We start from the raw sequence: 22612 nt of genomic DNA on the forward strand, positions 1-22612 counted from the left end.
CACTCTAATCTCCGGTCTGTGAGATTGAAATCATTTGTCGGAAATTTCATCTTCAGGCTTGTACATACACCCATGCCGTCAGGCCTGACGCCAGCGCCACCGACACGCGCTTGTAGTCCGACACTTCATACGCATCGGCGGCGGCCAATTCCTGCTCGGTAATCTGAAACACACTGCCCTCGACTTGGGCACCTGGCTCGGTGGTCGGCGCCACGATCGGGTGATGGGTCTTTCCACTGCTTGCCAGTACGTCTGGATCGGTGATCTCGACCCAGCTTTGCGAATAGCCGAGCATGGCGTCCTGCTGGCCTGTCAGTTCGCGGCCGAAGTTGGCCCGTTGCACGGCTTTGTCTTGCAACGTGCCGTAGGAAAACAGCAGCACGGGGTGTTCGGTGGAGCGGTCCATGGATGTTCCTTAAAGGGTCAGGCGAGTAAGTCTTCGTAGAAGGCGCCATACGGCTTGGTCGGGTGAGCGATCTGGATTTCCAGGATCCACAACCCGGCGTTCGGGTAGTGCTCGAAGTCGCCCAGGTCTCCGCCGCGATGGACGGCGTGGGGGAAATCGCTGACGCGGTGGCCCTTGATGTCGAGGTTGAGTCGCCAGCCCATGGCCTGGGCTTGTTCTTCGGCGTAGCGGTACAGCTCGAGGCCGACGACCTTGGCGTTTTTCCAGCGGGCCTGCACGCGGTCGAACAGCTCTTTGGCGGCGCTGGCGCAGGCGAGCTTTTGCGGATCGTTGCCGGTGGCGAAGGTCGCGCCGGCATCACCTTCGTGGCCTTGCCACACGGCGCCCATGTCGATGAAGAAGATATCGTTTTCGCCCAGCACCGGGTCGCCGTCGGAGCGTTGGTTGAAGGCCTTCAGGGTATTGGCGCCGAAGCGCACCAGCAGCGGGTGCCAGATGCGTTGCATGTCGAGGTCGGCGAGCACCTGCTTGCCCAGCTCGCGAGCTTCGGACTCCAGCATGCCGGGGCGGATGCGCTGGGAAAGCTGTTCGATGGCTTGCCAGGTCATGGCCTGGGCAAAACGCATGGAGTCGATACTGTAGGCGGCGCCCACGGCTTCTTTAGGTTGTGTGGACACCGGCTTTTCCTCGCGTTGAGCAGCATCAGGCGCTGTGCATTTTACTATATAGCGATAGAGCGGCGCAGCCAAAGTGCAAACGCGCTGTGTGCCGACATTTTCTGTCGACAGCACACTGCTTGCGCCTGCAGGTTCAGACGTGCAGCCACGCCAGGCCGCCCAGTACCAAGGCGATGCCGCCGGCCGTGTAGGACATCCGTTTAAGCCACTCCTTGCGCGTCAGCAAGGTGATCGCGGCCAGCGAAATCGCGATCTGGATCGCGGTCATCGCCTGGGCCCAGCGGTGATGCTGGTGCAGCGCCTGTTCGGATTTCTCGTCCCATTCCTTCGAGGTGGCTTCAAGTTTCTCCGCCTGCTTGCGCACGTCTTCCTTCTGGCTTTTGTAGCGCTCGATCTCATCCTTGTAATGCGCAGCGTCCACACCGGGGATATGCGTGGCCAGTTCCGCCAGGTTTTGTCGGCTGGATTTGGCCTGGTAGTAGTTCCATTGGTTGGCCGCTTCAGTCTTGATGATGGCGGCGTTGTTCTTGTCCATCGCCGCTTCGCTTTCGGTGGAGCCGGCCTGGTAGCTGAGCATGGCACCGAGGGTGGCCATGAGCGCGGTCATCACGGCGATGCGGCTGGCGAAATTATCCCCGCGGCCGTGGGCATGTTCGGTGGTGTGTTCGAGGTGTTTTTCGTGGGGGCTGGGGACTTCGAAGGCTTCGGACATGGGGGCGTCTACGAACGGAATGAGGGAGTCTGATTCTTCACCACGCCAGCTGTCTCAATCCTGTACGTAACGCTGCAAACCTCCTACCTGCGCCTGATCAAGCGCATATACACCGCCGCGTTGATCAGCAGCACCAGCGCGCCCAGCCCCAGCTGGATCTGTGGCGTCAGCCCGGCCGGGTAGATCAGCGTGAGGATGTAATGCTCGATGAATCCGCCGGCATAGCCGTCCTGTCCGGCGAGGTGGCGAAACAGGTTTTCCCAGCGGGTCAGCGGGCAGGGCAGGTGGAACACCTCCACTGCCACGCCCCACGCGGCGGCGGGCAGGTGCAGCCACATCACGGGCCGCCACTTGAGGGCCAGCAGCCCGCCGAACAGCACGAACAGGATGAAGCACAGGTGAAACAGCACGAGGCCGTCGGCTATAACGCGATAGAGCATGATGGGTTCGCTTTTAAGTGGGCCTGGGTCAGTCGCCGAATTGTTGTTGCAGGTAGTCGATAAACACCCGCAGTTTCTTTGGCGTGTTGCTGCGGTTGAAGTAGTACAAATACAGCGCGCTGTGGGTAATCCAGTCGCCCAGGACTTCCACCAACTCGCCGCTGTGCAAATACGCCTCGACACTGGAGCGCGCCACGTAGGCAAAACCGAAGCCGTCGAGTGCGCCCCTGATCATCAGTTCGATGTCATTGGTCGCCAGTCGGCCCTTGACCGTGACCCGCAGCGGTTTGCCGTCTTTTTCGAAATCCCAGCGGTGCATCAGGCCGGTTTGTGCGCTGCGGTAGTTGACGCATTCATGCTCGAGCAAATCGTGAGGATGGGTCGGCACGCTGCGCCCCTGCAAGTAGCCGGGAGTGGCGACAATCACAAAGCGCAGTTGCCGGGCCACCGGGATCACCACCATGTCCTCGGCCAGCACGTGGTCGTAGCGGATTCCCGCATCGAAGCCCTGGGCGACGATATCGACCAACGCGTTATCCACGGCCACTTCCAGATTGATCCCCGGGTGTTTGTGCAGGAAACCCTGCAACAGCGGTTGCAGCACCATGCGGCTGGCGGTGGAGGGGATGTTGAGGCGCAAGGTGCCGCTGGCCTCGACGGTAGCGGCGGCGACACTGTGCAAACTGGTTTCCAGCTCTTCGAGCAGCGGCGTGATTTTTTCCAGCAGCTGTGTGCCGGCCTCGGTCAGGCTGACGCTGCGGGTGGTGCGATTGAGCAGGCGCACACCCAGCTGTTTCTCCAGGGCGCCGACGCGCTGGCTGACGGTCGACACCGACAGGCTGACGGCATCCGCCGCCTGGGTGAAGCTTTTGGTGCGCGCGACTTGTAGGAACAGGCGCAATTGCTGGAAATCCGGCGCGTCCATTGTGTGGTTTTTCCGAAAGGGGCTTGCGGATTATGCATCTTTTTAACAAGAACACCCGCGCGCATACTTTTTTCCTCACCTCACGAGGAATGCCCTTCATGACCGATTCAACTGCAAAATCTGTCTGGTTTATCACCGGTTGCTCGACCGGTTTCGGTCGTCAATTGGCGTTGCACACCTTGAGCCTCGGCTACCCGACGGTGGTGACCGCGCGCAATCCGCAACAGGTGCAGGACATCGTTGCCGGTCACGAAGACCACGCATTGGTGCTGACCCTGGACGTGACAGAACAGGCCCAGGTCGAGGCGGCGGTGCAGGCGGCGCACGCGCACTTCGGGCATATCGATGTGCTGGTCAACAATGCCGGGATCGGCTACTTCGGCGCGTTCGAAGAAAGCCAGCTGGACGAAGTGCGCCGCATGTTCGAAATCAACGTGTGGGGCCTCAGCGCCATGACCCGCGCGGTACTGCCCGGCATGCGTGCGCGGCGCTCGGGCACGGTGGTGAATATTTCTTCGGTGGGCGGTATTGCTGCGTTCCCTTCCCTGAGTTTCTACAACGCCACCAAGTTTGCCGTGGAGGGTTTGTCCGAAGCGCTGTCCCAGGAAGTTGCGCCGCTGGGGATCAAGGTCCTGCTGGTGGAGCCGGGGCCGTTCCGTACCGACTGGGCTGGACGTTCGGCCAATGAGGCCGCGCACGCCATCGACGACTACCGCGATACCGCGGCGGCCCGTGCCAGCACCGTGCGCAATTACAGCGGCAAGCAACCGGGTGATCCGGTGCGCGCGGCGATTGCCATCGTCAAGGCAGTGGAGGCCGAGCAGCCGCCCCTGCGCTTGCTGCTGGGCAAGGCTGCACTGGGCTTTGCACGCTCCAAGGTCAAGGCATTGAGTGCCGACTTTGAAGCGTGGGCGGACGTGACGCAGGGGGCGGATTTTCCTGATTGAGCCTTGGGGGTGACGAAGGTAATCGTGGCCGCGGTGGTTGCTTGCAGGCAACCCGGACCGCTATTGTGCTGAATCCTTTTAGTCCTTCCCCAGGGTGTTTTACTGATGAATGCACCGCGTACTGCAGTCGGTCCGATCAAGGCCGTGATTTTTGATATGGACGGATTGTTGCTGGACACGGAAGGCATCTACACCGAAGTCACGCAGATCATCGCCGAACGCTACGGGCGTACCTACGACTGGGGCATCAAGCAGCACATCATCGGGCGCGGTGCCCAGGACCTGGCCGATTATGTGGTCAAGGCGCTGGACCTGCCGATCACCCCGGCCGAGTTTCTCGAGATCCGCGAACCGCTGATGAGCGAGCGTTTTCCCAAGGCCCTCGGCATGCCTGGCGCCGAAGCGCTGGTGCGGCACTTGAAGGCGCACAACATCCCGATTGCCGTGGGCACCAGTTCGTCGCGCAATTCGTTTGGCCACAAAACCACGTTGCACCGCGAGTGGTTCGGGTTGTTCGACACCATTGTGACGGCTGACGACCCGGAAGTCGGTGCCGCCAAGCCTGCGCCGGATATCTTCCTCACCGCCGCGCGCCGACTCGGCGTGGCGCCTGAAGATTGCCTGGTGTTCGAGGATTCGCCGTTCGGTGTGACCGCCGCGAAGGCCGCCCACATGACTGCCATTGCGGTGCCCGACGAAGCCATGGCCGACAGCAAGTTCCACCACGCCGACCAGATCATCCGCAAACTCGCGGAGTTTGACCTGGCTGCGTATGGCCTGCCGCCGTTCAATTAAATCCCACAATCAAATGCAGGAGCCCGGCTTGCCGGCGATGGCGTCCTCAAGACCGCCATCGCCGGCACGCCGGGCTCCTACAAGGGTTACGCGCTGAAACCGCCATCAATGGTCAGGCTTGCCCCGGTGATGTAACCGGCCTCAGGCCCGACGAGATACGCGACGAAACTGGCAATTTCTTCGACATGCCCGTAACGACCCACGGCCATCAAGCCGATCAGGCTTTCGGCGAAGTCACTGTCTGCAGGGTTCATGTCGGTGTCCACCGGACCCGGCTGCACGTTATTGATGGTAATGCCCCGTGGCCCCAGGTCGCGCGCCAGGCCTTTGGTCAGTCCCACCAGCGCCGCCTTGCTCATCGCGTACGGGCCACCGCCGCCAAACGGCGTGCGCTCGGCATTGGTGCTGCCGATATTGATCACCCGGCCGCCTTCGCCCATGTGCCTGGCCGCTTCCTGGGTAGCGATAAATACACTGCGCACGTTGATCGCCAGGGTCTGGTCGAAATCCTCCAAGGTGAAATCTTCCAGCGGCGCGATAGCCAGTACGCCGGCGTTGTTCACCAGGATATCCAGGCGCCCGAAGGCTTCGACGGTGGCATTGACGGCGTTGCGAATCGCCGTGGCATCGGCGCTGTCGGCGTGAATCGCCAGGGCCTTGCCGCCCTCGCTGATTACGCTGTCCTGCAGGGCTTGCGCCTTGGCGGCCGAGCTGACGTAGGTAAAGGCGACCGCTGCGCCTTGTGCGGCCAGGCGCTTGACGATGGCGGCGCCGATGCCGCGAGAACCGCCCTGGATCAAGGCGACTTTGCCGGTGAGGTTTTGTGTGGTCATGTCGATCTCCGAGTAGTTGATGAGGCGAGTATCGACCTCACCCCGGCCACCCGGTAGACCGTGATTGCTATAGTCTGTGTAAACCAAAAGTTTTGAATGGGTTGATATGGAAAGCTTTGGCAGTATCGAATGCTTCGTGCGCAGCGCCGAGGGCGGCAGTTTTGCCGAGGCGGCGCGACACCTGAGCCTGACTCCGGCAGCGGTCGGCAAAAGCGTCGCCAAGCTGGAAGCGCGCCTCGGCGTGCGCCTGTTCCAGCGCAGCACCCGGCGCCTGACCCTGACCGAAGCCGGCAAACTGTTCCTCGAAGAAGTCAGCGCCAGCCTCACCACCATCCAGAATGCCGTGGCCAACCTGGCCAGTGCCGAAGGGCGGCCGGTGGGCACGCTCAAGGTCAGCATGGGCACGGTGTTCGGCAATCGGTATGTGGTGCCGCTGCTGGGCGAATTCATGCGGCGCTTTCCGGACATCAGCCCGGACTGGCATTTCGATAACCGCCAGGTCGACCTGATCGGCCAAGGCTTTGACGCCGCGATCGGCGGTGGTTTCGAGCTGCCGCAAGGGGTGGTCGCGCGCAAGCTGTCGCCGGCGCATCGGGTGCTGGTGGCCTCGCCGGATTACCTGGCGCGGCGCCCGCCGGTCCTTTCGCCTGAAGACCTGGCCCGCTGCAAGGGCATCCTGATCCGCTCGCCGCAAACCGGGCGCATACGGTCCTGGCAACTCACCAGTATCGGGCGCGAACAGCGCCCGTTGGTGCTCAAGCCCGGCATGACCATGAGCGACTCGGAAGCCGCCTGCTGCGCCAGCGCCCAAGGCCTGGGCATCGCGCTGGTGAGCATGCCGATGGCCGTGCCGTTCCTCGACAGCGGCGAGGTCGTGCGGGTGCTGCCCGACTGGTACGTCGATGACGGCACTATCTCGATCTACTACGCCGAACACAAACTGCTGCCCGGCAAGACCCGGGCATTTGTCGACTTCATCATCGAGCAGTTTGCCGAGCACCAGCTGGGCCGGCGATTCAGCGCGATTTGACCCGACCTTGAACCGCGGTGACGCCATCGCGGGCAAGCCCGGCTCCCACAACCGACCCCATTCCAATGTAGGAACTGGCTTGCCAGCAATACCCCGACCTCGCCCTACCGACCAAGCCTGCCCGACCGATCTCATTCCAATGTAGGAGCTGGCTTGCCTGCGATACCCCCACCTCGGCCTACCGATCAAACCTGCCCTGTCGACACCATTCCTATGTAGGAACTGGCTTGCCAGCAATACCCCGACCTCGGTCTACCGACCAAATCTGCCCGGTCGACCCCATTCCAATGTGGGAGCTGGCTTGCCTGCGATAGCCCCACCTCGCCCTACCGACCAAACCTGCCCGGCCAGCCGATAACTTTCTTCGGCCGCGGCGTGGCATACGTACGAATCTTCGACGTCGACAACCCCAGCCGCACCAGGGATTCGGCGATGGTCACCGCCGCCGTCACGCCATCCACCACCGGCACCCCGGTGTGCTGGCGAATCTGCTCATCCAGCCCGGCCATGCCGCCGCAACCCAGGCAGATCACCTCGGCTTTGTCCTCGCTGATGGCCAACTCTGCCTGGCGCACAATGGCTTCCATGGCCGCCAGCGGGTTTTCTTCCAGCTCCAATACGGCCATGCCACTGGCGCGCACCGAGGCGCAGCGCTGGTACAGGCCGGCGAGTTTCAGGCGGTCCTCGATCAGCGGCACGGTACGGTCCAGGGTGGTCACCACCGAATAGGCATGACCGAGAAACATCGCGGTGCTGGCGGCCGCTTCGGTGATGTCCACCACCGGCACGTTCAACAATTCCTGCAAACCTTCACGGCCGTGTTCGCCGTAGCCGGCCTGGATCACCGCATCAAACGGCTGGTCGTAGGCCATCACGCGGTCCATCACGGCGATGGCGGCCAGGTAGCTTTCAAAGTTGCCCTCCACCGACTCCGCACCGAAGTACGGCGTGAGCCCGACAATCTCGGTGCCCGGTGCCGCCACAGCGCGTGCCTGCTGGGCAATGGTCTCGGTGATGGATTCGGTGGTGTTGACGTTGACCACGAGGATACGCATGGAAGGTCCTTGATTAATGACTGACGTTATCGACTGCAATGCTTTCGCCGCTGACATCGGCGTAGAAAGCCTGGCGCTTGGCGATCAGCAGGTACAGCAGCCCTGCAATACCGGCGCCAAACAGCCAGGAAAACGGCGAGACGCTGGCAAATCCCGGCAACAGCGCCAACAGGATGGCGATCACCGCTGCAGGAATGAACGCCGCGACCGCACGCATATTCACCCCACGGCTGTAGTAATAAACGCCTTTCGGGTCTTCGCTATACAGCTGCGGCACGTCCACCTGGCTTTTACGGATCAACCAGTAATCGACCATGATCACCCCGTACAACGGCCCCAGCAGCGCGCCCAGGCCAGAGAGGAAATACACGATCACCAGCGGGCTGTTGTAGAGATTCCACGGCAGGATCAGCACCGCCACGGTGGCGCTGATCAACCCGGCGCGGCGGAAGTTCAGGTACTTGGGCGCCAGGTTGCTCAGCACAAAGGCGGGCGCGACAAAGTTGGCCATGATGTTCACCGCCACGGTGACGATCAGGAATGCGAGGCAACCGAGCACCAGGAAAAACGTATTGGGGATGGCGGCGATGATTTCGGTCGGGCTTTCGATCACCCGGCCATTGAGCTGGAACTGCCCGCCGCAGAGCAGCACGGTGATCGCCGCGAACACCAGGATATTCACCGGCAGGCCCCAGAAGTTGCCGACCAGGATGGTCTTGCGGCACGGCGAGGAGCGGGCAAAGTCGCAGAAGTTGAGGATCAGCGTGCCGTAGATCGCCAGCCACAGCGCGCCACCGGCAAAGATATTGCGCCACATCTCGCCGCCGCTCAGCGGTTCACGGATCGACCAGGCAATGTTGCCGCCCGCCTGGAAGTACATCCAGCCGGCCAGCGAGGCCACCGTCAGCAGAATCACCGGCCCGGCGAAGCCTTCATAGCGCCGCACCATCTCCATGCCGTAGGCCAGGATCACCAGCTGTACCAGCCAGATCGCGACAAAACACGCCCAGCCAAGGGACGACAGGCCCAGAATCGAGTTGTGGTCATAGGCGGCGAAGCCTGGATGAATGGCGGTAAGCAACACGCGGAAAACGACCGAGGCCAGGTAGGTCTGGATTCCGAACCAGGCAATCGCAATCACCGCGCGGATCAGTGCCGGGATCTGCGCGCCATGGATGCCGAAACTGATACGGCTGATCACGGGAAACGGCACGCCGGTCTTCTGCCCCATGTACCCCGACAGGTTCATGAAGAAATACACCAGCGCTGCGCCGATCCCCAGGGACAACAGGATCTGCCAGCCACCCAGGCCCAGGGCGTACAAGCCAATGGCGAACGAGTAGTTGGCGATGTTGTGCACGTCGTTGGTCCACAGCGCAAAGATGCTGTAGCGGCCCCAGCGCCGGCCTTCGACCTTGGTGGGCGCCAGGTCCTTGTTGTGCAGGCGCGGGCTCAGTACCAGCGGGCCGGGACCTGTGGTCTCGGGGCTCAGGGAGGAGGGCAGATCCAGTGCGATATTATTGGAGAGACTAGTACGCATTCCGGCAGGCTCCAGCACATCGGCAGGCAAGCCGCCGATGGCAAAGTGTATGTAGGTTTTGTATTTATTGTATACAAAGCGTTTTTCACCTTAAGCCACATGCGTGCCAGTTTTCGTTCTATGAAAACGGCGGGTAATTTCGTTTTTGTAGAGTCGGCAAATAACTAGCTGAATCTAAAGCGATATAAATTGACCGTTCGAACAGCTATTTATTTTTACGCTGCCTGGGGTCGATTCAGGAGGGGAAGGGAAGGGCGTGTCGAGGTGTTACGTTATGGTGCGGGCTCAGAAGAATTGCACACATAAATGGCACCGATGGTTACATCTTTGTGTACATGATTGCTGGCTACAATGAACAAATGTAGGGCGGGCTTGCTACGGCGAGCCCGCTCCCAGATTTTTAACCAAATCGGCCCTCAGGCCTTGCTGATGATGTTCCCGGCGTGCAGCCCGCATTCCTTCTGCGTGGCTTCTTCCCACCACCAGCGGCCTTCGCGCTCGTGCTGGTTCGGCAGCACCGGGCGGGTGCAGGGTTCGCAGCCGATGCTGATGAAGCCGCGTTCATGCAGGCTGTTGTAGGGTAGTTCGAGCATACGGATGTAGCCCCAGACTTCTTCGCTGGTCATCTGCGCGAGCGGGTTGAACTTGTACAGGGTGCGTTCCGGGGTGGAAAACGCCGTATCGATTTCGAGTGCCGCCACCTGGCTGCGTGTGCCAGGACTCTGGTCACGGCGCTGGCCAGTAGCCCAGGCGCTGACGCCCGAGAGCTTGCGGCGCAACGGCTCGATCTTGCGCACGCCGCAGCATTCGCCATGGCCGTCCTTGTAGAAGCTGAACAGGCCTTTCTCTTTGACGAAAGGTTCCAGTTTGCTCTGGTCCGGCGAGATCAGTTCGATATCGATCTTGTAGAAATCGCGCACCTGCTCGATGAACCGGTAGGTCTCCGGGTGCAGGCGGCCAGTGTCGAGGCTGAACACCTTGACGTTCTTGTTGAGCTTCCAGGCCATGTCCACCAGCACCACGTCCTCGGCGCCGCTGAAGGAAATCCACAGGTCATCAGCGAACTGGCTGAAAGCCAGCTTGAGAATATCCTGGGCGGATTTGTTGGCGTAAGTCGCGGCGAGTTCAGCGACGTCGAAGGCTTGGTTCATCAGGACGGTTCCTACAGGTCAGTGGCGCTGAGCGCTCTATAGGGAAGTGATGGTATCAAAATCCGCCCTGCGTTGCGGCGGCGGGCTTGAATCGCTAGAGTTCGGCAGTCCTTTTTTGCTGGCTCAATTCAATAAAACCAATGGGAGCGTCTTGTGGAAATTGCCTGTCTTGACCTGGAAGGAGTGTTGGTTCCGGAAATCTGGATCGCCTTCGCCGAAAAAACCGGTATTGAATCTTTGCGGGCCACCACCCGGGACATTCCCGACTACGACGTGCTGATGAAGCAACGCCTGCGCATCCTCGACGAACACGGGCTGAAACTCGCCGACATCCAGGAAGTGATCGCCACCCTCAAGCCGCTGGACGGCGCCATTGAGTTCGTCAATTGGCTGCGCGAACGCTTCCAGGTGGTGATCCTGTCCGACACCTTCTACGAGTTCTCGCAGCCGCTGATGCGTCAGCTGGGCTTCCCGACGTTGTTGTGCCATCGCCTCATCACCGACGAAAACGACCGCGTGGTCAGCTACCAACTGCGCCAGACAGACCCCAAGCGCCAATCGGTACTGGCGTTCAAGACGCTCTACTACCGCGTGATCGCCGCTGGCGATTCCTACAACGACACCAGCATGCTGGGCGAAGCCGACCGTGGGATTTTGTTCCATGCGCCAGAGAATGTGATTCGAGAGTTCCCGCAATTCCCGGCGGTGCATACGTTCGAGGATTTGAAGAAAGAGTTCATCAAGGCCTCGAATCGGCAGTTGAGCCTGTAACGACTATCCCTGGCAAGCCGGCGCCTGCAGGTCATGTGTAATCCATGTAGGCGCCGGCTTGCTGGTGAAAGATTCTAGGCCCCTGCCAGCAGCCGCTCATAAGGAATGCGCAGGCCTTCATGCAAGCGCTTGATCATTGAGAGGCTCAGCTTGCGCTTGTGATTCAGCACTTCGGAGACTCGCCCGCTCGTCCCAATGAAGGGCTCAAGATCACGGGCGGTCATGCCCAGTTGCTCCATGCGAAATTTGATCGCTTCCACCGGGTCCGAAGGCGGCATTGGAAAATGCTCCGCCTCGTACTTTTCGATGAGTATTGCGAGGATTTCCAGCTCGTCACCCTCAGGTGAGCCCATCGCTGCTCCCCAGATCTGTTCCACGCGGGCAAGCGCAGCGGTCAGGTCCTCCTGGGAATGTATCGGTTTGATGTTCATCACACGGTCTCCGCATTGATCTGGTCGTAGTGCGAGTGAGTCCCTACGAAACGTATGAACCCAAGCTGTCGCTGATAATCGATCGCCATGATCACTCGATATTTGTTGCCACCCACGTTGAACACCACCCTGCCACCCTTGAGAATGCTCGCGGTCCTGAGCTCGGCCTTGAGTGCTTGTGGCGTTGGGTAAACGGCCTTTTCCATATGACGATACAACTCGATCAGCGGCGTTTTGGCGTCTGCCTGGGCGGGATGGCTTTCCCAGAATATTCGTAAGGTAGAGAGGGCGATTATCCGCATCGCTGCAACCTCCCAATTTGGGAGATCATAGGTGCAGGTGGGAAGGGATGCAATCGCGGAAATGATTTCTGACGAGCTGGCAGTCGCTTCATGTGATCCTTCACAGTGGGCTGGTGGGCGGTTGACGCTATCCGCCCGCCCATGCGCCGTCCACAACGGCTCTGATTCAGGTTTTTGCCAGGGTGGCCAGGAGGCCGGAAAGACGGCCCTACAGGTTTTCCAAAGTGTGTAACAACACCCGTACCTTGGTCAGTGACTCTTGATATTCGGCCTCCCACTGCGAGTCCGCGACGATCCCGCCGCCGCCCCAGCAGCACACCTGGCCGTCCTTGACCAGCAAACTGCGGATGGCGATGGAGCTGTCCATCTCGCCGCGCACGTCCAGGTACACCAGCGAGCCGCAGTACAGGCCGCGTCGGGTCGGTTCCAGCTCGTCGATGATCTGCATTGCGCGAATCTTCGGGGCGCCGGTGATGGAGCCGCCGGGGAAGCTGCCGGCGATCAGGTCGAGGGCATCCTTGGTGTCGGCCAATTCACCGGTCACGCTGCTCACCAGGTGGTGCACGTTGGGGTAGCTTTCCAGGCTGAACAGTTCCGGGACATGCACCGAGCCGGTACGGCAGGTGCGACCGAGGTCGTTGCGCAGCAGGTCGACGATCATCAGGTTCTCCGCGCGATCCTTGGGGCTGGCCAGCAGTTCGGCGGCGTTGGCCGCGTCTTCCTCTGGCGTGAGGCCCCGGGGGCGGGTGCCCTTGATCGGACGGGTTTCGACGCGGCGTTCGCTGATGTGCACGAAACGCTCCGGCGACAGGCTGAGTAGCGCGCCGTCATCCGGCAGGCTCTGGAACCCTGAGAATGGCGTGGGGCAGGCTTCGCGCAGCGCGCAGTAGGCCACCCAGGGATCGCCGCTGCACGGCGCGCGGAAACGCTGCGCGAAGTTGACCTGGTAGCAGTCGCCGGCCTGGATATAGTCCTGGATGCGCACGATGGCTTGGCGATAAGCCTCGGCGCTGAGGTCCGGTGCCATTGGCCCCTGGAGTTTGAAGATCGCGGCGGTGTCGACAACGCCCTGGCTGAACAGCGCCGTCAGCCGTGGGCGCTCGCTATCGGCCAGCGAGGGATGAAACACCAATTGGCTGGTCTGCTTCAGGTGATCACTGATCAGTGCCCAGGCATACAGCCCAAAGCGTGCGTCCGGCAGGTGCAAATCGTCCACGGCCAGCTGCGGCATGTGTTCCAGGTGCCGGCCAAAGTCGTAACTCAGGTAGCCAATCAGGCCCCCGGCAAACGGCAGCTCCAGACCCTGGGGGATCGCCGCCTCACCCAGCTGTGTCAGATTTTCGCGTAGACGCTGCAGGAAATCGCTGCCGCTTTCGTCAGGTTGTACCGTCAACGTCGCCAGTGGCCAGGCGCTGAGCACGTCGTAACGACCGCGCTCGGCTGAGGGGCGGCCGCTGTCGAGCAGCACCGCGCCAGGGGCATGGCGGATCGCCGCAAAATACTCGGCGGGGTTGGCCCGGTAGGGCACTGGGTGTACGGAGCAGGTCGACATGCGGGGTGGATCAGCCGTTGGCTTGGGGGGAGGGGATTGTAGTCTTCTGTAGGATCTCGTCCTAGGGGGGATGTCGGGGATAGTTAGATCGAGGACCTATCCTGAGCGCTTCATTGCTACCCAGGCTGCTATCGCCGGCAAGCCGGCGATGACGTTCTCAGCCTTCCACCAGCGGTATATGCCCGAACATCTCCTGCACAAACTTCACTCGCACCTCGGCGGTTTCCGTCACGCCGGCGGCTTTGAGTGTTTCCAGTCGCGCTTCGACCGCGTGGGTGCGCAGGGTCAGGCCGCAGTCGTTGGCGATCTGGATATTCAGCCCCGGCCGCGCATTCAGTTCCAGAATCAGCGGGCCTTTCTCCTGGTCCAGCACCATGTCCACGCCGATATAACCCAGCCCGCACAGCTCATAGCAGCCGGCGGCGAGCTTCATGAAACCGTCCCAGTTGGGCAGTTGCACGCCATCCACCGCGTTGGTGGTGTCGGGGTGTTTGGTGATGATGTTGTTCAGCCAGGTACCGCGCAGGGTCAGGCCGGTGGCCAGGTCGACACCCACACCGATCGCGCCCTGGTGCAGGTTGGCCTTGCCGCCGGACTGGCGGGTCGGCAGGCGCAGCATGGCCATTACCGGGTAGCCCATCAGCACGATGATGCGGATATCCGGCACGCCTTCGTAGCTGATGCTCTTGAAGATCTGGTCGGGCACCACGCGGTATTCGATCAGCGCACGGTCGCGGTGGCCGCCCAGGGAGTACAGGCCGGTGAGGATGCTGGAAATTTGGTGCTCGATCTCTTCATGGCTGATGATCTTGCCCGACACCGTGCGGTAGCGGCCCTCAAAACGGTCCGCCACCACCAGGATGCCGTCGCCGCCGGCGCCCTGCGCCGGCTTGATCACGAAGTCGCTGCGCCCGCCGATGATCTCGTCGAGCTTGTCGATTTCCTTCTCGGTGGAAATCACCCCGTACATTTCCGGCACGTGGATGCCGGCAGCCATGGCCCGTTCCTTGGTGATGATCTTGTCATCCACGATCGGGTACAGGCTGCGCTTGTTGTACTTGAGCACGTAGTCGGCATTACGTCGGTTGATGCCCATGATCCCCCGCGCTTCGAGGGCCTTCCAGGTCTTCCAGAAGCCGAACATTACGAGTCAGCCTTCAAGAAAGCCTTGAAGCGCACCAGTTCGGTCAGGCGGTAGCCGCGATAACGCCCCATGGCCAGCATGAAGCCCACCAGGATCAGCAGGATCGCCGGGAAGGTGAACACGAAGTAGACCAACTCCGGCACGCTCATGATCAGGTGCGCCAGGGAGGCGGCGAACAGCGTGCCGATCGCGACTTTCAGCGCATGGTTGGCGCCGCGTTCTTCCCAGGTGATCGACAGGCGTTCGATGGTCATGGTCAGGATCACCATCGGGAACAGCGCCACCGACAGGCCGCGCTCCAGCCCCAGCTTGTGGCTGAACAGGCTGATGGCGGCGATCAGCACCACCACGAAGGTCAGCACCACCGAGAGCCTCGGCAGCATCTGCAGCTTCAAGTGTTCCAGGTAGGAACGCAGGGACAGCCCCAGCGCGGTAATAATGGTGAACAGCACAATCCCGAAGCCCAACTGTGTCTCGCGGAACGCCAGCGCGATCAGCACCGGCGTGAACGTGCCGAGCGTCTGCAGGCCGATCAGGTTGCGCAGGATCAGGATCACCAGCACGCCGATCGGGATCATCACCATGATCATGAAGGTCTGCTGGGTTTGCAGCGGCAAGCCGTACAGCGAGTACTCGAGGAAGTTGGCGTCGGTGTTCTCGTCGGTCAGCTTGGCCAGGCGAATGGCGTTCATCTCGCTGTTGTTCAGGCTGAAGGTGACCATGGCTTTCTTGCCGCCATCCACGGTGATCAGGTTTTCATCGCCGGTCCACCACAGCAGGCGGTCGGCGGGCAGGCCTTGCTCGCCGGTCTCCGGGTTGAAGTACAGCCAGTCATTGCCATTGAAGCTGCGCAGCCACAGTTCCGGGGCTTGCGGCTGGTCGGCCACCAGGCGAATGGTGTGGACTTTTTCCACCGGCACATGGGCGATGGACAGCAGCAACTCGACGATCTTGGCCTTGTGCGGCGTCGACGGGTCGCCCGCCAGCAGCAGCTTGACGTTGTCGTCGTTGAGGTTGTTGGTGCGCTTGATGGCTTCGCTGATAAAGGTCTCGACGTCGGCCGAGTGCTGGCGAATCGGCGCCAGCAGGGCTTCGGCGGCGATTTTTTCCGGGCCTTCCACGGCAATGCTGTCGCGGAAGGTCGGGCCCTTGACCTTGACCTTTTCGCCGCTGTAGCGCTTGGTCAATACCAGGCGATAGTAGAGGGTCTGGTTGCCCTTGGCCCGACGCGCGGACCAGGTGACCTTGCGGTTGCCGTCGATGCGATTGACGCTCACCCCATAGTTATTGGAGATGAAGCTTTCATTGAGGCTGACGAAGTCGCGGCTCAGCGGTGGCACGAACATCTGGATCTTCACCGGGTCCTTGGGGTTGGCGACGAACTCGACCTTGGCGTCGATGTTCCACAAGTCGTCAGTGGCGTCCTCGGTAACGGGAATCCCCAGCACGAAGATCTGGTAGGCGGTGACCGAAATACCCAGCACCACCAGGATGGTGATGAGGATTTTCAGGTGCAGGGTCAGAGAGCGCATTCGGTTTACTCGGCGGTATGAGCGTCGGCGGCGCAGGCGGGTTTGCCTGCTGCATATTTAAGACTGGGGTCGACCAGCGCATCAAAGCGTTTCAACGCTTCGGAGCCGATCAGCAGCGGGTATTGGAAGGCGCTGCGGTCAGTCAAGTTCACTTCGATGCTGCGTAAAGCGGTGCCCATGCAGATGTCGAGGGCAATCACCGGGCGGGCAGTGTAGTTCTTGTCCTCATCGGGGTCGTAGTCACCGGCGCGGCGCTTGATCTTGCTGACGCGGGCCAGGGGGCGTTCGATGGGATGGGAGTGGGCGGTGTCGATCGCCAGGTAGAAGCGCACCCAGGACTCGCCGTTGCGCTTGAAGCGCTTGATGTCACGGGCGCTGAGGGACGCGGTCTTGGCACCCGTGTCCAGCTTGGCCGCGACTTCGAGGTCGATGCCGGCCAATTGGGCGTATTCGTTGAGGCCATACACGGTCTTCTCGGCGGCAATGCCAAGACCGGGGACGAACAGTAGGCAAAACAGGGGGAAGGGCTTGAGTCTCATAGATCCTGAGGCGGTGCAGTGCGATGTTCCATTCATGGCGACTGGCATTGCTGCTCAATCTCTGGTGCGCCGTTTCATCAAGCGATGTCAGGCAAATGCGGCGGGCATTCTAACATGATGCTTTTTTGGCGCCAGCGCTGGCAGCCGGCCATGCCGGGGGCGGGCGCATCAAGGGTTATTAGACGATTGTCGACAATGTGGATTTATTCTTTGACTAAGCAGGCCTGATTGGCTAGTTTTTGCGGCATTGCTTTTGAAGGTGTCGACAATATGCTGGGTCAGCCAGAAGCTCCGATAATCGCGTCGGACGAATCCCAAACGATGTCGGAGAACGTCTTTCGCCGTATCCAGGCCGCCATCGTCAAGGGTGAGATCGCCCCCGGCAGCAAGATCTCCGAGCCGGAACTGGCGCGCACTTACGGCATCAGCCGTGGCCCGTTGCGCGAGGCGATCCACCGCCTGGAAGGCCAGCGCCTGCTGGTGCGCGTGCCCCACGTGGGCGCCAGGGTCGTGTCGTTGAGCCATGCCGAGCTGATCGAACTGTATGAAATCCGCGAGTCGCTGGAAGGCATGGCGTGTCGCCTGGCCGCCGAGCGCATGACCGACGCGGAAATCGAGGAGTTGCGCCAGGTGCTGCACACCCATGAGCGCGACGAAGCATTCCAGGCCGGCCTCGGCTACTACCAGCAGGAAGGCGACTTCGATTTTCATTACCGGATAATTCAAGGCGCCGGTAATCGCACCCTGACCCAAATGCTCTGCGGCGAGCTGTACCAATTGGTGCGCATGTACCGCATCCAGTTTTCCGCCACCCCCAATCGTCCACGCCAGGCCTTCGCCGAGCACCATCGCATCCTGGATGCGATTGCCGACCGCGACGGCGAACTGGCCGAATTGTTGATGCGCCGGCACATCGGCGCTTCCAAACGCAACATTGCCCGTCATTTCCCCGACGGCGCCCCCCTGAAGAGGTGAGTCATGAGTTCTAACAACAAAAGCACTCCAGGCCAGCGTTTCCGTGACGCGGTCGCCAGCGAGCAGCCGCTGCAGGTGGTCGGTGCAATCAACGCCAACCACGCGCTGCTGGCCAAGCGCGCCGGTTTCAAGGCGATCTACCTGTCGGGTGGCGGGGTGGCTGCCGGTTCCCTGGGCGTGCCTGACCTGGGCATCACCGGCCTGGACGACGTACTCACCGACGTGCGCCGCATCACCGACGTGTGCGACCTGCCGCTGCTGGTGGACGTGGACACCGGCTTCGGCTCCTCGGCGTTCAACGTGGCGCGCACCGTCAAGTCGATGATCAAGTTCGGCGCCGCCGCTATCCATATCGAAGACCAGGTAGGCGCCAAGCGCTGCGGTCATCGTCCTAATAAAGAAATCGTGTCGCAGCAGGAAATGGTCGACCGCATCAAGGCCGCCGTGGATGCGCGCACCGATGACAGCTTCGTGATCATGGCGCGCACCGACGCGCTGGCCGTCGAAGGCCTGGAATCGGCCCTGGAGCGTGCCGCCGCGTGCATCGAGGCCGGCGCCGACATGGTGTTTCCGGAAGCCATCACCGAGTTGGACATGTACAAGCTGTTCGCCTCCCGCGTGAAAGCCCCGATCCTGGCCAACATCACCGAGTTCGGTGCGACCCCGCTGTACACCGTCGAACAGTTGAAATCTGCCGATGTTTCCATCGTGCTGTACCCGCTCTCGGCTTTCCGCGCCATGAACAAGGCCGCTGAGAATGTCTACACCGCGATCCGTCGCGACGGCACCCAACAGAACGTGATCGACACCATGCAAACCCGCATGGAGCTTTACGATCGCATCGACTACCACACCTTCGAGCAGAAGCTCGACGCACTGTTTGCCGCGAAAAAGTAATGCCTGCCAACCCTGCAGGAGCCGGCAAACCGGCTCCTGCAGGGTCGAGGTTGACGAACGCCTCCCGAATAAATTCAAGATTGGAGAACAGACATGGCTGAAGCAAAAGTACTGAGTGGCGCCGGCCTGCGTGGCCAGGTGGCCGGGCAGACCGCACTGTCGACCGTGGGCCAGGCGGGTGCCGGCCTGACCTATCGCGGCTACGACGTGCGAGAACTGGCCGCCGATGCGCAGTTTGAAGAAGTTGCCTACCTGCTGCTGTACGGCGAGTTGCCGACCAAAGCCGAGCTGGCCGCCTACAGCGCCAAGCTGGGCAAGCTGCGCGACCTGCCGCAAGCGTTGAAAGAAGTGCTGGAGCGCATCCCCGCTGACGCACACCCGATGGACGTGATGCGCACCGGTTGCTCGTTCCTGGGCAATATCGAACCCGAAAAAGACTTCAGCGTGCAGCGCGACGTGACCGATCGCCTGCTCGCCGCGTTCCCGGCGATCATGTGCTACTGGTACCGCTTCAGCCACGACGGCAAGCGCATCGACTGCGTGACCGACGAGCCAACCATTGGCGGCCACTTCCTGCACCTGCTGCACGGCAAGAAGCCGAGCGAGCTGCACGTGAAAGTCATGAACGTGTCGCTGATCCTCTACGCCGAGCACGAGTTCAACGCCTCGACCTTCACCGCCCGCGTGTGTGCCTCGACCCTGTCCGACCTGTATTCCTGCGTCACCGCCGCCATCGGCTCGCTGCGTGGCCCGCTGCACGGCGGCGCCAACGAAGCGGCGATGGAAATGATCGAGCGCTTCGGTTCGGCCGAGGAAGCTGTCGAAGGCACCCTCGGCATGCTGGCGCGCAAGGACAAGATCATGGGCTTTGGCCACGCGATCTACAAAGACAGCGACCCGCGTAATGAAGTGATCAAGGGCTGGTCGAAAAAACTCGCCGACGAAGTAGGCGACAAGGTGCTGTTCCCGGTGTCCGAAGCCATCGACAAGACCATGTGGGAGCAGAAAAAGTTGTTCCCGAATGCCGACTTCTACCATGCCTCGGCGTACCACTTCATGGGCATCCCGACCAAGCTATTCACGCCGATCTTCGTGTGCTCGCGCCTCACTGGCTGGGCCGCGCACGTGTTCGAGCAGCGCGCCAACAACCGCATCATCCGTCCAAGCGCCGAGTACATCGGCGTCGAGCAGCGCAAGTTCGTGCCAATCGAACGTCGCTGAGTGAGGCACCCGGCGATTCGGGAATGGGTATGAGGTCAAGTGTGGGAGGGGGCTTGCCCCCTCCCACATTTTGATCACATTCCAATTCTGGATCTGCTTCGGTTCTTCTTTTGTAACTACCGTGACCGAGTCCTGACGATGAACACTGAATTTCGCAAACCGCTCCCCGGCAGCCGCCTGGATTTCTACGACGCCCGCGCGGCTGTCGATGCAATCAGCCCCGGTGCCTACGCCACCTTGCCCTACACCTCCCGCGTGCTTGCGGAGAACCTGGTACGCCGTTGCGACCCGGCAACTCTCAACGCCTCCCTGAGCCAATTGATCGAGCGCAAGCGCGACCTCGATTTCCCGTGGTTTCCGGCGCGTGTGGTGTGCCATGACATCCTCGGCCAGACCGCGCTGGTGGACCTCGCCGGTCTTCGCGATGCCATCGCCCTGCAAGGCGGCGACCCGGCCCAGGTCAACCCGGTGGTGCCGACTCAACTGATCGTCGATCACTCCCTGGCGGTCGAAGCCGGTGGTTTTGACCCGGACGCCTTCGAGAAAAACCGCGCCATCGAAGACCGCCGCAACGAAGACCGTTTCCACTTTATCGAGTGGACCAAAAAGGCCTTCAAGAACGTCGACGTGATCCCGCCAGGCAACGGCATCATGCACCAGATCAACCTGGAGAAAATGTCCCCGGTGATCCAGGTACGCGACGGCGTGGCCTTCCCCGACACTTGCGTCGGCACCGACAGCCATACCCCACACGTGGATGCCCTCGGCGTGATCGCCATCGGCGTCGGCGGCCTGGAAGCCGAGAGCGTGATGCTCGGTCGCGCGTCGTGGATGCGCCTGCCGGAAATCATCGGTGTAGAGCTGACCGGCAAGCTGCTGCCGGGCATCACCGCCACCGACATGGTGCTGGCGTTGACCGAGTTCCTGCGTCAACAGAAAGTCGTCGGTGCGTGGCTGGAGTTTTTCGGCGAAGGCGCCTCGAAGCTGACCCTGGGCGACCGCGCGACCATCTCCAACATGGCGCCGGAATACGGCGCCACCGCGGCCATGTTCTATATCGATCAGCAAACCATCGCCTACCTGAAACTCACTGGCCGCGAAGACGAGCAAGTCACCCTGGTCGAGCAGTACGCTCGCCACACCGGCTTGTGGGGCGATGATCTGAAGGGCGCGCAATACGAGCGCGGCCTGACCTTCGACCTGTCCAGCGTCGTGCGCAATATGGCCGGCCCGAGCAACCCGCACGCCCGCGTCGCTACCCGTGACCTGGCCGCCAAAGGCATTTCCGGCCAATGGGAAGAAGTGCCGGGGCAAATGCCCGACGGCGCGGTGATCATCGCCGCCATCACCAGTTGCACCAACACCAGCAACCCGCGCAACGTGATCGCTGCCGGCCTGCTGGCGCGCAACGCCAACAAGCTCGGCTTGACGCGCAAACCGTGGGTCAAGTCGTCGCTGGCCCCGGGCTCGAAAACCGTGGCCATGTACCTGGAAGAAGCCGGCCTGGGCCATGAGCTGGAAAAGCTTGGCTTCGGCGTGGTGGCCTTCGCCTGCACCACCTGCAACGGCATGTCCGGTGCGCTCGATCCGGTGATCCAGCAAGAGATCATCGACCGCGACCTGTACGCCACCGCCGTGCTGTCGGGCAATCGCAACTTCGACGGGCGTATCCACCCGTACGCCAAGCAAGCGTTCCTGGCTTCACCGCCGCTGGTGGTGGCGTACGCGATTGCCGGCACCATCCGTTTCGACATCGAAAAGGATGTGCTGGGCTTGGACGCCGAGGGCAAGGAAATCCGCTTGCAGGACATCTGGCCAAGCGATGAAGAAATCGACGCCGTGGTCAAGGCCTCGGTCAAGCCGGAGCAGTTCCGCGCCGTGTACATCCCGATGTTCGCCATCCACGAAGACAGCGGCCCCAAAGTGGCGCCGCTGTACGAGTGGCGCCCGCAGAGCACCTATATCCGGCGTCCGCCGTATTGGGAAGGCGCCCTGGCCGGCGCCCGTCCGCTCAAGGGCATGCGTCCGCTGGCGGTACTGCCGGACAACATCACCACCGATCACCTGTCGCCGTCCAACGCGATCATGCTCGACAGCGCCGCCGGCGAATACCTGGCGAAGATGGGCCTGCCGGAAGTCGACTTCAACTCGTACGCGACGCACCGTGGCGACCACCTGACCGCGCAGCGCGCGACGTTCGCCAACCCGAAACTATTCAATGAAATGGTGCAGGAGAACGGCAAGGTCAAGCAGGGTTCGCTGGCGCGTATCGAGCCGGAAGGCCAGGTCACGCGGATGTGGGAAGCCATCGAAACCTACATGGAACGCAAGCAACCGCTGATCATCATTGCCGGCGCCGACTACGGCCAGGGCTCGTCCCGCGACTGGGCGGCCAAGGGCGTGCGCCTGGCCGGTGTGGAAGCGATTGCCGCCGAAGGCTTCGAGCGCATCCACCGCACCAACCTGGTCGGCATGGGCGTGTTGCCGCTGGAATTCCTGCCGGGCACCGACCGCCACACCCTGCAGATCGACGGCAGCGAAACCTATGACGTGGTCGGTGAGCGCACCCCGCGTGCGCGGCTGACCCTGGTGATCAACCGCAAGAATGGCGAACGTGTCGAAGTGCCGGTGACCTGCCGCCTGGACACCGCCGAAGAAGTGTCGATCTACGAGGCGGGCGGCGTGTTGCAACGTTTTGCCCAGGACTTCCTGGAATCGGCGGCGACCGCCTGAAGAG

23 protein-coding genes are annotated in these 22612 nt (G+C 61.6%); 8 read left to right on the top strand and 15 right to left on the bottom strand.

The features are described from left to right. Positions 1-52: 52 nt before the first annotated feature. The 5 genes from BBG20_RS28490 to BBG20_RS28510 all read right to left on the bottom strand — a co-directional run bounded on the left by BBG20_RS28490 (position 53) and on the right by BBG20_RS28510 (position 3160). Positions 53-406, bottom strand: coding sequence for a gamma-glutamylcyclotransferase family protein (locus BBG20_RS28490; protein ID WP_065909459.1), 354 nt, complete (start codon positions 404-406; stop codon positions 53-55). 17 nt (positions 407-423) lie between these two features. After that, positions 424-1083 carry a M24 family metallopeptidase gene (locus BBG20_RS28495; protein ID WP_065909461.1) on the bottom strand — a complete coding sequence of 220 codons (660 nt, stop codon included), beginning with the start codon at positions 1081-1083 and terminating at the stop codon, positions 424-426. Between the two features lie 133 nt (positions 1084-1216). Continuing rightward, positions 1217-1795: a DUF4337 domain-containing protein gene (locus BBG20_RS28500; RefSeq protein ID WP_065909463.1), complete on the bottom strand. Its 579-nt coding sequence runs from the start codon at positions 1793-1795 to the stop codon at positions 1217-1219. An 83-nt stretch (positions 1796-1878) separates the two neighbouring features. Then, a complete protein-coding gene (locus tag BBG20_RS28505; RefSeq protein WP_065909465.1) occupies positions 1879-2235 on the bottom strand; it encodes a DUF2784 domain-containing protein in 357 nt (118 codons plus the stop codon). Positions 2236-2263: 28 nt separating this feature from the next. Next, on the bottom strand, positions 2264-3160 hold the full coding sequence (locus BBG20_RS28510; RefSeq protein ID WP_065909466.1) for a LysR family transcriptional regulator: 897 nt from the start codon (positions 3158-3160) through the stop codon (positions 2264-2266). A gap of 98 nt (positions 3161-3258) precedes the next feature. Between BBG20_RS28510 and BBG20_RS28515 the strand changes: the two genes are divergently transcribed. Further along, positions 3259-4107 (top strand): oxidoreductase, encoded by an 849-nt coding sequence (locus BBG20_RS28515; protein WP_065909468.1) that lies wholly within the window; start codon positions 3259-3261, stop codon positions 4105-4107. A 105-nt stretch (positions 4108-4212) separates the two neighbouring features. After that, positions 4213-4902, top strand: coding sequence for an HAD-IA family hydrolase (locus BBG20_RS28520; RefSeq protein ID WP_065909469.1), 690 nt, complete (start codon positions 4213-4215; stop codon positions 4900-4902). Between the two features lie 86 nt (positions 4903-4988). Here BBG20_RS28520 and BBG20_RS28525 read toward each other — a convergent pair whose 3' ends face one another. Next, positions 4989-5735, bottom strand: a complete 747-nt coding sequence (locus BBG20_RS28525; protein WP_065909471.1) for a 3-oxoacyl-ACP reductase family protein — start codon at positions 5733-5735, stop codon at positions 4989-4991. 106 nt (positions 5736-5841) lie between these two features. On the opposite strand from BBG20_RS28525, the gene BBG20_RS28530 reads away from it, so the two are divergent. Continuing rightward, positions 5842-6765, top strand: a complete 924-nt coding sequence (locus tag BBG20_RS28530) for a LysR family transcriptional regulator (protein WP_065909473.1) — start codon at positions 5842-5844, stop codon at positions 6763-6765. A gap of 326 nt (positions 6766-7091) precedes the next feature. Here the strand turns inward: BBG20_RS28530 and BBG20_RS28535 are convergent, their stop codons facing one another. From BBG20_RS28535 to BBG20_RS28545, 3 genes are all read right to left on the bottom strand, one after another. Then, complete coding sequence (locus BBG20_RS28535) at positions 7092-7820, bottom strand: aspartate/glutamate racemase family protein (RefSeq protein WP_065909475.1); 729 nt, start codon at positions 7818-7820, stop codon at positions 7092-7094. Between the two features lie 13 nt (positions 7821-7833). Further along, entirely contained in the window at positions 7834-9360 is a 1527-nt protein-coding gene (locus BBG20_RS28540) for an NCS1 family nucleobase:cation symporter-1 (RefSeq protein ID WP_065909477.1), read from the bottom strand. A gap of 416 nt (positions 9361-9776) precedes the next feature. Then, positions 9777-10511, bottom strand: coding sequence for a phosphoadenylyl-sulfate reductase (locus BBG20_RS28545; protein WP_065909478.1), 735 nt, complete (start codon positions 10509-10511; stop codon positions 9777-9779). Positions 10512-10664: 153 nt separating this feature from the next. Between BBG20_RS28545 and thrH the strand changes: the two genes are divergently transcribed. Continuing rightward, positions 10665-11282: a bifunctional phosphoserine phosphatase/homoserine phosphotransferase ThrH gene (gene thrH, locus BBG20_RS28550; protein ID WP_065909480.1), complete on the top strand. Its 618-nt coding sequence runs from the start codon at positions 10665-10667 to the stop codon at positions 11280-11282. Between the two features lie 74 nt (positions 11283-11356). Here the strand turns inward: thrH and BBG20_RS28555 are convergent, their stop codons facing one another. From BBG20_RS28555 to rloA, 6 genes are all read right to left on the bottom strand, one after another. After that, complete coding sequence (locus tag BBG20_RS28555) at positions 11357-11713, bottom strand: helix-turn-helix domain-containing protein (protein ID WP_065909482.1); 357 nt, start codon at positions 11711-11713, stop codon at positions 11357-11359. Beyond that, a complete protein-coding gene (locus BBG20_RS28560) occupies positions 11713-12015 on the bottom strand; it encodes a type II toxin-antitoxin system HigB family toxin (RefSeq protein ID WP_065909487.1) in 303 nt (100 codons plus the stop codon). Before BBG20_RS28560 ends, BBG20_RS28555 begins: the two co-directional genes overlap by 1 nt. A gap of 208 nt (positions 12016-12223) precedes the next feature. Next, a complete protein-coding gene (gene pabB / locus BBG20_RS28565) occupies positions 12224-13567 on the bottom strand; it encodes an aminodeoxychorismate synthase component I (RefSeq protein ID WP_065909489.1) in 1344 nt (447 codons plus the stop codon). Positions 13568-13724: 157 nt separating this feature from the next. Continuing rightward, positions 13725-14711, bottom strand: coding sequence for an alpha-L-glutamate ligase-like protein (locus tag BBG20_RS28570; protein ID WP_065909492.1), 987 nt, complete (start codon positions 14709-14711; stop codon positions 13725-13727). Continuing rightward, positions 14711-16243, bottom strand: coding sequence for an osmotic stress tolerance membrane protein RloB (gene rloB / locus BBG20_RS28575; protein ID WP_065909494.1), 1533 nt, complete (start codon positions 16241-16243; stop codon positions 14711-14713). The genes BBG20_RS28570 and rloB overlap by 1 nt, the downstream gene beginning before the upstream one ends. A 5-nt stretch (positions 16244-16248) precedes the next feature. Next, positions 16249-16782, bottom strand: coding sequence for a retropepsin-like aspartic peptidase RloA (rloA, locus tag BBG20_RS28580; protein WP_065909496.1), 534 nt, complete (start codon positions 16780-16782; stop codon positions 16249-16251). 270 nt (positions 16783-17052) lie between these two features. Between rloA and BBG20_RS28585 the strand changes: the two genes are divergently transcribed. From BBG20_RS28585 to acnD, 4 genes are all read left to right on the top strand, one after another. Then, positions 17053-17757: a GntR family transcriptional regulator gene (locus BBG20_RS28585; RefSeq protein WP_065909498.1), complete on the top strand. Its 705-nt coding sequence runs from the start codon at positions 17053-17055 to the stop codon at positions 17755-17757. Between the two features lie 3 nt (positions 17758-17760). Next, positions 17761-18654 (top strand): methylisocitrate lyase, encoded by an 894-nt coding sequence (gene prpB / locus BBG20_RS28590; RefSeq protein ID WP_065909500.1) that lies wholly within the window; start codon positions 17761-17763, stop codon positions 18652-18654. Positions 18655-18747: 93 nt separating this feature from the next. After that, a complete protein-coding gene (gene prpC, locus BBG20_RS28595; RefSeq protein WP_065909502.1) occupies positions 18748-19875 on the top strand; it encodes a bifunctional 2-methylcitrate synthase/citrate synthase in 1128 nt (375 codons plus the stop codon). Positions 19876-20013: 138 nt separating this feature from the next. Continuing rightward, on the top strand, positions 20014-22608 hold the full coding sequence (acnD, locus tag BBG20_RS28600; RefSeq protein ID WP_065909504.1) for a Fe/S-dependent 2-methylisocitrate dehydratase AcnD: 2595 nt from the start codon (positions 20014-20016) through the stop codon (positions 22606-22608). Positions 22609-22612 lie beyond the last annotated feature (4 nt).

It is taken from the genome of Pseudomonas aylmerensis, from assembly GCF_001702265.1.
Lineage (GTDB): Bacteria > Pseudomonadota > Gammaproteobacteria > Pseudomonadales > Pseudomonadaceae > Aquipseudomonas > Aquipseudomonas aylmerensis.